The sequence below is a fragment of the Paenibacillus sp. FSL L8-0340 genome (assembly GCF_038593145.1).
Taxonomy (GTDB): Bacteria; Bacillota; Bacilli; order Paenibacillales; family Paenibacillaceae; genus Paenibacillus_AQ.
The window spans coordinates 6649736-6663502 of sequence record NZ_CP151967.1; the positions used below are offsets into that span (position 1 = coordinate 6649736).

Annotated in this window: 13 protein-coding genes and 1 pseudogene; all 14 read right to left on the reverse strand. The window is 47.9% G+C overall.

Annotation, left to right across the window (positions count from 1 at the left end):
• Positions 1 to 203 precede the first annotated feature (203 nt).
• A complete protein-coding gene (locus NST07_RS30405) occupies positions 204 to 683 on the reverse strand; it encodes a hypothetical protein (protein ID WP_341096535.1) in 480 nt (159 codons plus the stop codon).
• 181 nt (positions 684 to 864) lie between these two features.
• A pseudogene (locus NST07_RS30410) lies at positions 865 to 990 on the reverse strand (IS5/IS1182 family transposase); the annotation flags it as partial.
• Between the two features lie 325 nt (positions 991 to 1315).
• On the reverse strand, positions 1316 to 1636 hold the full coding sequence (locus NST07_RS30415) for a transposase (protein ID WP_341096537.1): 321 nt from the start codon (positions 1634 to 1636) through the stop codon (positions 1316 to 1318).
• Positions 1563 to 2123 carry a transposase gene (locus tag NST07_RS30420; RefSeq protein ID WP_341096539.1) on the reverse strand — a complete coding sequence of 187 codons (561 nt, stop codon included), beginning with the start codon at positions 2121 to 2123 and terminating at the stop codon, positions 1563 to 1565. Before NST07_RS30420 ends, NST07_RS30415 begins: the two co-directional genes overlap by 74 nt.
• Positions 2124 to 2170: 47 nt before the next feature.
• Positions 2171 to 3685, reverse strand: a complete 1515-nt coding sequence (locus tag NST07_RS30425) for an energy-coupling factor ABC transporter ATP-binding protein (protein ID WP_341096540.1) — start codon at positions 3683 to 3685, stop codon at positions 2171 to 2173.
• A 14-nt stretch (positions 3686 to 3699) separates the two neighbouring features.
• Complete coding sequence (locus NST07_RS30430; protein WP_341096541.1) at positions 3700 to 4371, reverse strand: energy-coupling factor transporter transmembrane component T; 672 nt, start codon at positions 4369 to 4371, stop codon at positions 3700 to 3702.
• A 3-nt stretch (positions 4372 to 4374) separates the two neighbouring features.
• Complete coding sequence (locus tag NST07_RS30435; RefSeq protein WP_341096543.1) at positions 4375 to 6114, reverse strand: ABC transporter ATP-binding protein; 1740 nt, start codon at positions 6112 to 6114, stop codon at positions 4375 to 4377.
• Positions 6111 to 7913 (reverse strand): ABC transporter ATP-binding protein, encoded by a 1803-nt coding sequence (locus tag NST07_RS30440; protein WP_342480710.1) that lies wholly within the window; start codon positions 7911 to 7913, stop codon positions 6111 to 6113. The genes NST07_RS30435 and NST07_RS30440 overlap by 4 nt, the downstream gene beginning before the upstream one ends.
• Positions 7910 to 8512: an MptD family putative ECF transporter S component gene (locus NST07_RS30445; RefSeq protein ID WP_341096547.1), complete on the reverse strand. Its 603-nt coding sequence runs from the start codon at positions 8510 to 8512 to the stop codon at positions 7910 to 7912. Before NST07_RS30445 ends, NST07_RS30440 begins: the two co-directional genes overlap by 4 nt.
• 121 nt (positions 8513 to 8633) lie before the next feature.
• A complete protein-coding gene (locus NST07_RS30450) occupies positions 8634 to 9599 on the reverse strand; it encodes an AraC family transcriptional regulator (protein ID WP_341379889.1) in 966 nt (321 codons plus the stop codon).
• A 462-nt stretch (positions 9600 to 10061) separates the two neighbouring features.
• Positions 10062 to 10286: a hypothetical protein gene (locus NST07_RS30455; protein ID WP_341096550.1), complete on the reverse strand. Its 225-nt coding sequence runs from the start codon at positions 10284 to 10286 to the stop codon at positions 10062 to 10064.
• A gap of 113 nt (positions 10287 to 10399) precedes the next feature.
• Entirely contained in the window at positions 10400 to 11530 is a 1131-nt protein-coding gene (locus NST07_RS30460) for an ABC transporter permease (RefSeq protein WP_341096551.1), read from the reverse strand.
• The gene (locus NST07_RS30465; RefSeq protein ID WP_342480711.1) at positions 11527 to 12687 is read right to left on the reverse strand and encodes an ABC transporter permease; all 1161 of its coding nucleotides are present in this window, start codon (positions 12685 to 12687) and stop codon (positions 11527 to 11529) included. Before NST07_RS30465 ends, NST07_RS30460 begins: the two co-directional genes overlap by 4 nt.
• A 20-nt stretch (positions 12688 to 12707) precedes the next feature.
• The gene (locus NST07_RS30470; RefSeq protein ID WP_341096555.1) at positions 12708 to 13670 is read right to left on the reverse strand and encodes an ABC transporter ATP-binding protein; all 963 of its coding nucleotides are present in this window, start codon (positions 13668 to 13670) and stop codon (positions 12708 to 12710) included.
• Between the last annotated feature and the right edge of the window lie 97 nt (positions 13671 to 13767).

Below are 13767 nucleotides of genomic sequence, written 5' to 3' on the forward strand. Positions count from 1 at the left end.
ACTCTAATGTGGCTTTCAAACACGATCACGAACCCTCACTGGCTTAAGGGGCGTAGCCCGAGGTCCGACGGACTTAGCCAGTGCAGTGTTGTCTGCTGAGTTCACTTCCCCGAAAAGCCTCTTACAGACCAAGGGACGTGTGGATGCAGTCTGAATACGTTGTTATATGATGTATCTGCCTTCTTGAACTAGTGGCATAAGGTCTATATGTTGTTATAATAAATGTTCTTTATGTATTTTTGATCTCCATAACGAATCTCTTTTGGATACTCTTCGCTGTTGATCTCTAACTTCAGTAAATCATCATTACTCTCTTTTATTTTACTTTTAATCTCTGCCCTTGAGTGTATATTATTAAGTATATTCCTTATCCGCTTATCGTTATCATGTTTAATTTCACAGCGGACTCCTAATTTCACCATGTTATGCTGATCGGTAAAGTCATTAAACAAATCTATTAATATAAAACTATCCCTATCGTCTTTTGTAAAGAATACAAAAACATCTCCCTTTCCTGCTCTGCTAGGTCCTTCGCCATATGATAAATACTGGTCACATAATTCCATGAAATTAAATCTTATATTTAATTGTCTCATTAATTCTTCTAAACTAAATACCTCAAACATGTCATCTATCAAATCAAAAAACGGTAGATAAAAAGAAAATTCAATATATCTTTTCATTCTTAATTCCTTTCATTATTTAGTAATGCTGCGGATGTGTCCGGCTGATTCCGCTTCCCTGCAGCTGAATGACTCCAGTCGAATCTGCTTCCTTACTCCTGCCGGCCGAGGGGTGAATGCCCGAAGCGTGAACATGGTGTTATGCGATGGTGCCGGCTTCTTCGAGATACATTCAAGCGATCCATAGAAAAGCGTTAAACATGGTTCTTTCACTTAATTTTGACGGACGTCCTGTTTTGTAGGGTGGAAACATGCCCTTAATTTGTTCCCACTGTTCATCGCTTATTTCGTACCGTCTTTGAATCATGCTTGACGCCCCATTCGTTTTATCAAATCTTACCATGTTATTTAGTTTTCAGACGTTCCTTTGTAAAGCTCCTTCCAGCCTCGGCTTTAACGATGCGGTAACGCAGTGCCGGAGATGCGTTTGACTGTTGATTTTGACCACCATTACATAATTGGAGGACGAGCGGCCATGCCTAAAGGACAATCCACTTGACCTGTCGCATGCGGACAACGGAATTTCAAATGTACCTTTTCGTGTCCCCAATACGTCATGGGAAAACCCATCGAACAACGGGGCGTGCCTTTTCGTGTGATCCCTGCTGGCGGTTCCTTTTCATTTCGGGGATTCAGCGGAATAATGGCTTGTGCCTTGACGCTCCGGGCTGCCTGTAGTTTTTCATTTGGTCATAGCCCGCATCCAGCATGAAGAATTTCGTTTTGGATTTCGAGGCGATAGGCGCCATAAGCGCAGGCCCTTCGTCTCCGTCGTTCACATGGGCAGGGGTCACCTTGAGCGCCATGGGAAGTTCACTCTTGGCATCGACGGCCAGATGCAATTTATAGCCAAACCACTTGACCTTGTTGCCAAAGGTGTCAAACTTTGCACCCCAGTTGGCATTGCCGGTGAGTTCGCTTTTTCGCTTGGTTTTTTTTCTCGTAGGCTTCAATGGCTGCGCTGTCGATGGCTACATGAGTGCCGTCGATGATTCCAGCCTCTTGACACTGAGCCACAAGATCCTCAAACAACCGCTGGGCAAGGCCTTTGTGAGTCAACCCGGCGAAGACTCGGCTTAATGTAGAAATGGAAGGGGCAGGACGATCCAACCGAAGCCCACATTGGTAACGGAAACGAATGTCAAACTCCAGTCTGCGTTGTAGGCCGCTAAACGTATCGATGTTCTCTAAGGGAGCCGCGAGTAACGCGCGAAGAATGCCTTGACGACAGTGCCCATCTGCTCCTCGGGGTGAGCGATTTCTCAATTTTCTCGCATAAGGTCGCAGGTCGAGTGCGCTGAAAAAGATAGGCAGTCGTTCTTTGGATTCGATTTTTTGAAGAAAAAAGACTTTCTTGGAGAATATACAAAGGGGACTTCCTCCCCTTGAGTTTTTTGGTTTCGTCACCAAAAAACTTCTCCAAGTTGAAGCACCATCCATTAAAAAAGAACAGAGCCTGCAGACATTGTCCGCAGGTTCTACTCTTTTTATTTTCCCGCTTGCATCAGCCGGATTACCTCTGGTACCGTAGCAGGAGTAATCGCCAGATCCACCTGCAGCTTTCTGTTATCAAGGAGAAGTAGCCGATCGCAGGCACCGCATACCAGCTCATAATCATGAGTGATTACGAGCACAGTTACTCCGGATTCAGCCATCTCCCAGATTAGTTTTACTACACGGCGCATATTTCTTCCATCCAATCCGGAGGTGGGCTCGTCCAAAATGATCATGTCCGGCCTGTTCATCAGTCCAACCGCAAAGGTTAGGCGCTGCTTCTGTCCGCCTGACAGCGAAGCCGGGTGATGTTCACGATATTCCCACAAATCCAGTTCCTTTAATAACCGTTCCGCCCGTCCGGCTGCACCCGGCTCATCCTCATGGGTCATCAGCAACTCGTTTAGCACACTGTCTGAGAACAGCTGGTAATCGCTGTCCTGCATCACAAACCACATTTTGCGCAGACGCTGATTGGGCTTGCACGGCTGCCCGTTAATCCGGATCAACCCTTCCCGTTCCTTGAGCAGGCCGCAAAGCGTTCTGGCTAATGTGGTTTTGCCTGCACCGTTGGGTCCGGCGAGTGCCGCAATTTCCCCTCTGTTCAGTGCGAAGCTCAGGTCCTCCAGAACCGCTGGCTTAAATCTTCCAGGGGCAATATTCGCATGCTGTACCGTGATATGCTCTTGGTGCTCCTGCCGGCTTCCCCTCCCCTGATCCTCCGCCTGCCGTACTGTGAAGTTAGCCACGCCTTCAGGAATTACAGGTGAACGCAGACCATACGCGTCCAATTGTCCGGAAGTCAGGGCAAGCAGTCCGGCCCGGGTCCATTCTGCGGTAATCTGTCCACCGGCCATGTAGATAATCCGGTCCGCCAGCGGCAGGAGGTAATACAGCCGGTGCTCGGCAATAAGGATGGTTTTGCCCCTGGCCTTCAGGGCTGACAGCATTCCGGCCAGTTCCCTGGTCGCTGCCATATCCAGGTTGGCCGAGGGCTCATCCATTACGAATAGCTCCGGATCGGTGAGGCGGGCGGAAGCGAAGGCCGTCTTTTGCTTCTCTCCGCTGGATAGCCTATGGAGCCCGCGGGACAGCAGCCCTGTGATACGGAATTCCTCTGCCAGCTCTGTTACCCGTTCAAGAATCAGCGCCGGATCCAGACCGTAATTCTCACCGCTGAAGGCAATCTCGTCAGCCACAACCGAAGTGAAGAATTGGCTTCTGGAATCCTGAAATACGCTGCCTGACGTCCTCCCGAAGCTCCAAGGCTCGATCTCATGGATATCCCTGCCTTTGAGTTTGACGCTGCCTGTAAGATTACCTTCATAGAAATTAGGAATCAGTCCGTTCAGCATCCGGGTTAATGTGGTTTTCCCGCTTCCAGACGGTCCGGTGATGACAACACATTCACCTTCCGCTACTGTCAGATCCACCCCGCTTAATTGTTCATAGGAATCATTGTATTGAAAAGATACGTTATTCAGCTCAATTATCGTTTGTATCCCCATTCTTTTCCCCCGTCCTAGAATACAGCAGCCAATAAGCAGGCATAAGCCGCCAGCACGAGGTAATCCTGCAGCCCGAATGCAATGCGGTGAATACTTGTTTTTGGGCCTGGATCATCTATTCCCTTTACCGCTGCCGAGGCTGCCAGCTCATCCGATATCTTCAAGCTCCTCATGAGCAGCGGCATTATTGTATATTCGTAGGTACGCAAGGGACGCAGCCAGTTCACAGGTGAGGTAAAGGAAACTCCCCTTAACTTGGCAGATACCTGGATCGCTTCATATTCCAGTCTGATCACCGGCATGAACCGGAAGCAGACAGCTAACGAAATAAGCAGTCCTCTGGGCAGACGAAGTGATGCCAGCGCCGATATCAGCTTGCCGGAGGGGACCCTGCCCAGCGACCCTGTCCCCATCATTACTGGCATAAACCGCAGTCCCAGATAAGTCAGGAACCGCAGCGAGCTCCACGCCCCGCTTCCGCCCCGGTTCAACAGTTCCTGCAGCCCGATCAGCAGGGCAGCAAGAAACAGATATTTCACCACCGGTGCATACATGCCTTGTACCAGCAGGTAGGCGGCCATGAAGATGGTAACCATCCAGACCTTATCCATACCGGCCCAAAAGACAGCCACGCTCGTGACCAGCACTACAAGCAATTGTGTGCGCGGGTCAAAAATTGCACGCATTGGCTATTTCACTCTCCATCCTTCAGCTCCCTGCTGGGTATCCCACAGCTTCTCATACAATCCGTGATGCTCCAGCAGCTCTTCATGTGTCCCTTCTTCCGCCAGTTCCCCCTGATCGAGAACAATAATTTTGTCTGCATTGCGTATCGTCTTCAGCCGGTGGGCAATCAGAATGACGGTCTTATCCGCCACCAGTTCATTGATCGCCTGCTGCACAGCCGTCTCATTCTCCGGGTCCAGCGAAGCCGTAGCTTCATCCAGCAGTACAATCGATGCATCCTTCAGCAGTGCACGGGCAATGGATACACGCTGCTTCTCACCTCCCGATAAAGTGGAGCCGCCCTCACCTACAGGAGTGTCATAGCCCTGGGGCAGTGCGGTGATGAACTCATGGCAGCAGGCCCGCATGGCCGCAGCTTCGATCTCTGCCTGGGTAGCCTTCATATTACCGATCCGGATATTGTTGCCGATCGTGTCCTGGAACAGGTACACATCCTGGAACACCATTGATATTTCGGACAGCAGCTGCTCCGGATCAGCGCCGCTAAGCGGCTGACTCCCGATAGAGATTGTGCCTTTCTGAATCTCCCAGAACCTGGCAATCAGACGGGTAACCGTGCTTTTCCCGCTGCCTGACGGTCCTACCAGTGCCGTAATCGTATGCGGCTGAATCGTGAAAGAAAGGTCCTTCAGCACAGGTTTCCCTGCATCATATCCGAAGGTCACATGATCAAATACAATCGGCGCACCCGAAGGAATACTTCCGCTTCCCTGCAGAGGCTGCTCCTGCCGGACGTCCATAATCCGCCGCGCACTGTAGGCCGAATAACGTATCTCGCCGTAATTCATCAGCACAACCGTAAGCGGCTCGAAGACTTTGGTCCCGACCAGCAGAAACAGCAGAAAGACAGGCAGCGTCAGCTTGCCCCCGGCCAGCGAATAGCTCCCGGTCACGATCATCAGCGTGAGGCCGGAGCGGGTGAGCAGCATCGCCCCCATAATCATCGGGCCCATGATGCCTTCCAGCCGGATAGACGCCCGTTTCAGTTCATCAAAGGACAGGCGCAGCCGCTCAAAACGCTTGCCGCCCATATTGTGGGCTTTGATCTCGCGTATTCCCGACAGGTATTCCTGCAGACGGCTGGCCGCTTCATTCTTGGCCCGTACATGATTCTCGCTTAAGCGAGCCTGCAGTGAATCGGTCAGCCAGAGCAGCAGAACACCGAACGGCATGGCTGCGAACATCGCCAGCGCCATCCGCCAATCCACGAAGAGCAGGCCGGCCAGCGCGAGCACCGGCAGCATGACCGCACTAATCAGCTGCGGCACATTGTGCGAAATGGTCTGCTCCACCTGTCCATAATCGCTTAAGAGCAGGTTCGTAATATCTCCCGGGTCCCGCCGCCCGAAGAAGCCCAGGGATAGATGGCGGATGTGTTCCGCCAGGCTGAGCCGGCCGGAAGCAGCCAGGCCGTAGGCTGCTGTATAGGTTTTGTCGTACAGATAGGAATAGGCCGCATACTCCACAACCAGCCAGATCAGCAGAATCACGCTTACGGTCCACATCCGGCCAAGGTTCAGGCCGGTTTCCGGCTCAGCGAAGGAGAGATAGATCGTGTTGAAGATATCTGCCAGCAGAGCGGCAGGTACAACCTTGGCGATGCCGTCCAGAATGGCAGCAAAAGCGGAAGGCAGCAGGCTGCGCGTATTACCGCCCGAAATATTATGGAAATATTGGTTCATCCCTTTGTCTCCTCCCCCAGTCTCCACTTGGCGGCAGCGATATGCGACTGCCACATCTGTTCGTACAGGCCTTTGTCCGCCCTCAGCTCCTCATGGGTTCCCCGTTCTGTGATTTGACCTTGTTTCACTACAAGGATCTGTTCAGCCCCCTGGATCGTAGACAGGCGGTGGGCGATAATCAGCACCGTCTTGCCTTTGACCAGCTCTGCCAGCCCCTGCTGAATCTTCCGTTCATTCTCGGCATCGGCATAGGCCGTTGCTTCATCCAGCACAAGAATCGGGGCATTCTTGAGCAGCGCGCGGGCGATGGCCACCCGCTGGGCTTCTCCGCCCGACAGATAGGTGCCGCCTTCCCCGATTCTGGTATCGTAGCCGGACTCCAGCCGCCCGATAAATTCATGGCAGCAGGCTGTCTTGGCTGCAGCGATAACCTCTTCTTTCGTTGCCCTGGTATTGCCCATGCGGATATTCTCCTCAATCGTATCGTAGAACAGGTGCACATCCTGGAATACGAAGGAGACTGTATCCATCAGCTTCTCGGTGCCCATCTCCTGAACAGGCACGCCGCCGATCATTATCCGGCCCTGCTGCACATCCCAGAAACGCAGTAGCAGACTAGCAATCGTCGACTTGCCTCCCCCTGACGGCCCCACCAGCGCTGTCATTTCGCCGGCTCTGGCCGTGAAGCTGATCCCCGACAGGATTTGCTTGTAATTCATACTATCCTCGGGTTCATAGGCGAAGGACACGTCATCGAAAGTGATATCATATCCGGAGGGAAGCCGCGGCGACTCCGGTTCACTTACCGGCTTCTCGGCAAACACCGCCTCAATTCGCTTGTTGCCTTCAACGATTTCTCTCATGCCCCCACCCAGAAAGAGCAGCTTCAGCAGCGGAGCTGACAGACTCGGACTGATGAGCAGGAACAAGATCATCGTAACAGCGAACGACTGGCTGCCAGCCTCTCCGCTTGCCAGCAGAATGCCTGCAGGTACTGCGAAGACAAACAACGAGCCGATAATAACAAAAAACAGGCTGTACGAGGTTTTGCACAGGTTCGTAATCCGCAGGGAAATATCGCGGTAGCGGGTCACCGCGTCCCGGAAGGTCAAGAAGGAATCTGCGGTAATACCAAACACCTTGACAGCAGGCATGCCTCTCACATACTCCACACCCGTTGCATTCATCTCTTCTACAGCATATTGGAACTCCCGGTACACCTTTTGTCCGCCTTCACTCCCGAACACTCTGGCCTGCAGCCAGAAGCCTGCCCCGATCGGCAGCAGCAGCACCAGTGCCATAACCCAATCCAACCAGAACAAATACCCCAGAAGCAGCAGCGGGACAATCACCGCTGCTACAAGATCAGGCAGCTGGTGGGCGATAAACTTCTCTATTTTTTCTACACTGGTCTCAATAATCTTCTTCAGCTCTCCGGTAGCAGTCCGGGTATGATAACCCATCGGCACTTTGGCTACATGGTCGGACAGCCGTACCCGCAGCTCATAAAGAATGTTGAATGCGGCGATGTGCGAACACATCCCTCCGATATAGAGGGTAATTAAGGAGCCCAGCAGCGACAGTAAGGCGATAATCCCGCACTGCACAACCAGGTTCTTGTTAATTCCGCCAATATCCTGGGCATGAAGCAGCAGCTCCTCGATGATGCGGTATACCGCTGCAAAGGGAACGACCTGCAGTAGACTGGAGAGTATGGTGAAGATGCTGGCTGTAACCAGAAGCCCTTTTTTGCCGGATACAGTCTTCAGCAGTCCCAGCGCCTCGGAATTACCTTTCATCGGATGACACCCGCTTTGATGAAATGCTTGTTCAGCAGCCTGGAGGCGAAGCCGCTGCCGAGCAGCGTCATTCCGAAGGCAAACATAATGCTTGCAGAAATCCATGCCGGAGAGTAAGCAAAGTACAACATTCTATCCAGCGTATCTGCATCAAACATGCCGGAGAGATAAGCGCTGCCGTAGACATAAATGGTTACCGTGGTGCCCATGCCATAGAAGCAGCCGTAGACCGCGTACGCAAGTGATTGTCTGGTCAGTCTTCTGTACTGGGTTCCGTCTCCCCAGAACAGAACAGCTTCACCGAACAGCCCGGCCAGTGCGAAGAATACCAGCATCAGCGGAACTCCCATCAGGGTATACACCAGTCCGTTAACAATGCTTTGCACTAGCAGAGCCCCTCTTTTAGCAACCTTCATCGCCATGACCAGGTACACAACCGCTGAGAAAAAGAGACAAAAACCAGCAATGAGCGGCATAGCCGCCGCTCCTATTACAGGGGTCAATATGGAGCCAACAATGGCATTGACCGCATAAATTAGAATGCTGAAGATACCGATCAATATGTAATCCTTGGTTTGAAGTCTTTTTGCTTTGATCATTTCGAATCTCTCCCTGCGGTTAATTGATAATCATTATCAATTGTAACTATCGCATAAAACAACTTTATCCGACACCCGAATCGGGAGGATTGGCATACAGAAACGGATTATTCTGATACAGCTAGGCTCTGCCGAAGTAGCGTGAGGGGACGGAGCCATACTTCTGGCGGAACTTCTCGGCAAAAAAGCTGGGATTGCTGAAGCCCGTCATAACCGCTGCAGCAGTTACTGTGGATGAGCCGTTTTCGAGTAGACGATACGCAGCCTTCAGTCTGCTATCAATAATATAAGCATGAACCGGCATGCCAAAAAGCTGCTTGAAGCCCTTTTTCAGTTTGTTTTCGTTAAGACATACCCGCTTAGAGAGCTCCTGGATGCCGGGAGCAGCAAGCAGGTCATGATCCAGAATCTCTTTGGCCCTAAGGAGCGAATCGATATCGGTTCTGGACAGAGCTGAACGCACCACAGGTCTGCCCAGCGCTTCATGCATATATACAGCGGTCAGCTCCATAACCTTCCCTTCAAGATAGATCCGCTTGAGGCTGTCTTCAAAGCTGCAGCGGAGCATCTCCTGGAAGATCCGCTGCATCAGCGGAGTAGCGGTATGCGTCTGAAAAGGCTCCTGCCGGCCAGCCTCACTACTGAGTTGGCGCACTGGTTCGAATAAATACGGATCTGCCTTGACGGTAATTCCGTAATACGGCATTCCGGCCTGATACATCCCCACACAATCCGCCGGCTGATGCCCGAATACAGAAAGTTCCCCGTGGTTAAGGCGATAATCACGGTTCGATGTCCGGACCTGCCACTCAATCGGCGCACCCAGGCAGTAGCTCCATTTGAAGGTGCCCTTCTGTTCGCTGCTGCGCATCTCGACGTTCTCAAGGAAGCACAACTCACACACAGTAATCTCAATAGCGGAACTGACCCTGAACCGCTCCCAGTAACCTTCACCGAACTGCTCCGGAATCTGTAGACTGCTCTTTGTCGAATGCGGACGATATAAGCCGTTCAGTCCTTCCGCGAGTGCATTATGCCTGGGCTGCAGGCTTTCAATATCATACCAATCTGCTTCCCCCACCTTCATGTCGCTTTCACCTCTTTCATATATACAACGCATCATTTTTTAATTGAGAACTATTCTCATTATAGCCCAAAATCGGGCTGCTTTGTACTGCCGGCCTGAATCCTAATCATGAATTGAAGCTGCTGTTTATGAAGATTCTACAACCACCTCGATATTTAATAGTAATTATTACGAATAATAACCTGTATCTTATCTTTTGCCTCCTATAATGTCAATGGTACAAGCTGAAACGGCTGCGCCGTCCGCCCAAAAAAAAGAAGAGCCTGCAGATATTGTGCACAGGCCCTTCTTTTTTTGGACTTTATTTGATACCCCATTTGAGCACAAAATGATCGCGGCAAACTTTAAGTGCTCAGTGGGAACTTTGTGGGACATAGGTAAACTAATTTTGTTGATTTTATTAGAATTTTCGGGACATTTGATAAACGCGTAAAAAAGAAAGTGTGGAACCACTAGAATTCACTATGTATTCTTCTGCTTTGCAGCTTGCATACCACCGATGATAAGCATGATAATCCCAATTATTGCAAGAATAATCCGAACTAAGAATGGACTCAATGAAAACACAGTTTCACCTTGCCAGTACAATCCTAACAACTTTTCATTCAGCCCCACCATCGCCAATAATGGCTTAAAAAACAAACTCAGCGCTAATAATACTATCCCCCAAATAATATTGTTATTCATTGATTCAAAACCTCTTTTCCGATTATAATATGCATCAACTCTCCCCGTTTACGCACAATTCTGACAGCATCAGCACTTTATTGATCTATCAAAATTGTTTCTCTATGTTCATATCACGTCCTTACCTTTTCATTTTTTACGATAAAGGAAACAAATATAAGTAGAGCTGCAAAGCTAAGCATATATATCAGTTGCTGTGAGGCAGCAGCAATACCTTTCCCGGCTATAACATCTCTACCTGCCTGCAAAAACCATGCCGTCGGAAAAAAATCTCCGATCTGCTGCGCAAATTTAGGCATAATCTCCCGCGGCCAAAAACAACCCCCAAGCATTAGCATAGGAAAGTAAATTAAAGTCGAAAGCGAACCAGCCATTAGGCGGGTGTTCGAGAATCTGCTGATTGCTACACCTAGGGCGACACAAACAAGAGAGAAAGCCAAGCACACGAGCAACACTTCTTGTTTCTCCTCAGAGGTCTGCCCAAATGAAAAATCTACTATGCTAGATATAATGCTCAGTAACAGTACTGATTGAATAGCAGCGATCACAAAACATGCCAGCATGTTTTGTAGGAGATAGCTTAATCTTGAAACGGGCGTAACTGCAATACGATCATACACACCTGATAATTTATCCTGCAGGATTATACTGGAGGAGAATGTCATGAGAAATACCATACCAAAAGCAATAAACCCTAATGATTCTACCGCATTGCTGACGTCTCGTTCTGAGCCTGCATAATTAAGTGCACTTTCATATGTAACGTTGAACGCACTGTTTTTGTAAAGGTCCATGCCTTGGTAAAAAATTTCCTGATCACCTCCAGACGCTCTTGCAATTTGTTTTGCAGAAGATACATAGCTTGACACATACACTTTTACAGGACCAAAGATGTCAGTACCTGCTAAGTCATAGATTAATACAGAGACGTCCTCACCATTCAACAGGCTTTCGGTGAAGCCCTGCTGAAAAAGCAACCCGCCGTCTAGTTCTGAATTAATAACCATTCCTTTGACATCATCATTACTCGTCAGATTGATAATCTCGTACTGCCCCTTCAATTGTTCTATAAAACCTTGAGTAAACAAGGTATTGTCTTCATCTATTATCCCAACTTCATATTGAACTTCCTGAGATGTCACCACAATCAAAAAGACAATCAGTAAAATCGGTATAACAAAAATAAACAACAAACTCCAACCCTTCTGGAAAACACGTCTAATACAATTAAGAAATATTGTCATTCTGCCGTCCTCCTCGAAGCAACCAGGCTTACAAGCACAAATCCGACACAAATCAATATCATTACGCCTATATTAATAAGTGCCTGTTCCACTTGATTCCCATATACAACATTGAAAAGAGCAGTCTTAGCGTAATAGCTTGGTGATAGATAGGCAAGTGATCCAAAGTCCACGATTACAAAACCGCCAACGATGAAAGTCCCCCCAAGCGTTATAAAATTGGATAATGATTGTGCTTTTTGAATGCTACGTGTAATAATAACCAGCATCATCCCAAGTAGTGTAACGAGTATGGATAATATAAACAAAGTAAGAAGTACAACTATAATATGGTTTCCCCAATCCACGCCATATACGTACTTTGTAAGCAAGAGTAAGATGACCCCTTGGAAAAATGTCACCAATGATAAACCAAGTCCTTTGCCAATATATTGTACATACGGTTTCACAGCAGACAAGCGCATTCGTTTACCTAAAGTGCCCAAGTAGTCTTCAGACGCCATAAAAATCCCGTATTCTTGCCCGTATAATAACAGCATCAGTATCATCGCTATGCTGTAATACCCCATCGCAGTCGTCGCCTGCGAACTTGAATTTGAACTTGAGCTTGTTAAGGATTGTTCTTTTACATTCTCTTCATTATTCTTCTGCGGCTCGGAACCCATCGCATCAACTTCTGTTTGTCCTGTTATGTTGTAAATAACGCTAGACGTATTCAGCAAATTGGTTAGACTACTTACAATGTTCTTAACAACCAGCGTAGGTACACCATAATCTGTTGATAAGTAGACATTGACGACATGGGGGAGATCTCTATCGTCAGAGAAATTATCAGGAATATAAATAATGGCATCTGCTTTATCCTTTTTAATAAGAACTTTTCCATCATCTAATGACTTAACCGGCTTTAGTTCCGCAAGCTGAGTAACATCATTTGAATGTAAAACAGCATCAAAAATAGCGCCATACCTGCCTGAATCAAGGTTTGCATAAGCTATTGTGACCTTCCCCAATGACCTTTGTATATCATATGTACTACCGAATACCGAACCCAAAATGAGAATAATGATGGCATAGGTAAGCAGATTAATCAAAATTGCTTTTGGATTCATGATCATCCGTTTAACCGTATAGAACATCTGGAACAAAATACTCATTGCATATCCTCTTTTCCGAATTAATCACGCAACTTTTTACCTGTTAATTGGAGGAAAACAGTTTCCAAATCCGGTTTTTCTACTGCCATATATTTTATATTAAAGTGTTGCTTGATTAATTGTTCCAATATAAGAGGAATACAACTGTCATCTTTGTCTAGTTTAATTTCTAATATCTCTTTGTTAACACTAAAGGACAATACTCCATCAAAGGACTCGATTAATTTGACAGCTTCCGCTGTATTAGCAGTGAGTTCCAATCTTAGGCACTGTTCGTGGATATGGTCTGCGATTAATTCGTCAATTGTCCCAAGTGCAATTAACTGACCAAAATCCATGATAGCAACACGGTCACAAATTGCTTCAATCTCTTCCATATAGTGAGTCGTATAAATGACCGTCGTGCCTTCTTTGTTCATTAAACGGATAGATTCCAAGATATGATTGCGTGTTTGCGGATCAACCCCAACCGTCGGTTCGTCCATAAATAGAACACGCGGTTTATGCACAATCGCACAAGTAATATTGAGCCTTCGCTTCATGCCGCCTGAAAAGGTGCTCACTTTCGATTTCCTTCTGTCCCACAGACCAGTAAACTCCAGTGCCTTCTTAACCAGTTGTGCTAACTCATTTCCTCGCAGACCATACAATCCGCCCCAATAAGTGACATTATCTATCGCATTTAACGTTTCAAATACAGCAATTTCCTGAGGAACGTAACCAATTTCACGTTTAATTTCTGTTGCATGTGTTGAAAAGTCTTTGCCGAATATCTTCACTGAGCCACTGTTAAAACGTAAAAGTCCTAATATCGTATTCATCAACGTAGACTTCCCAGCCCCATTAGGTCCTAGCAACCCAAATATCTCACCTTCACGTATGCTCAGATTAACCCCTTTCATCACATCGAGATTATTGTATTTTTTGACCACGTCTGAAACTTCGATTATCGTACGCACATCCTCCATAATACAGGTCGTCATGTTCTACCCCCACTTAATAGTAAATGAAAATCAATTTCATAAATCCCGAATAGGATTTTCAACTCTAGATATTCTAATGAACTCATCATAAAAAACT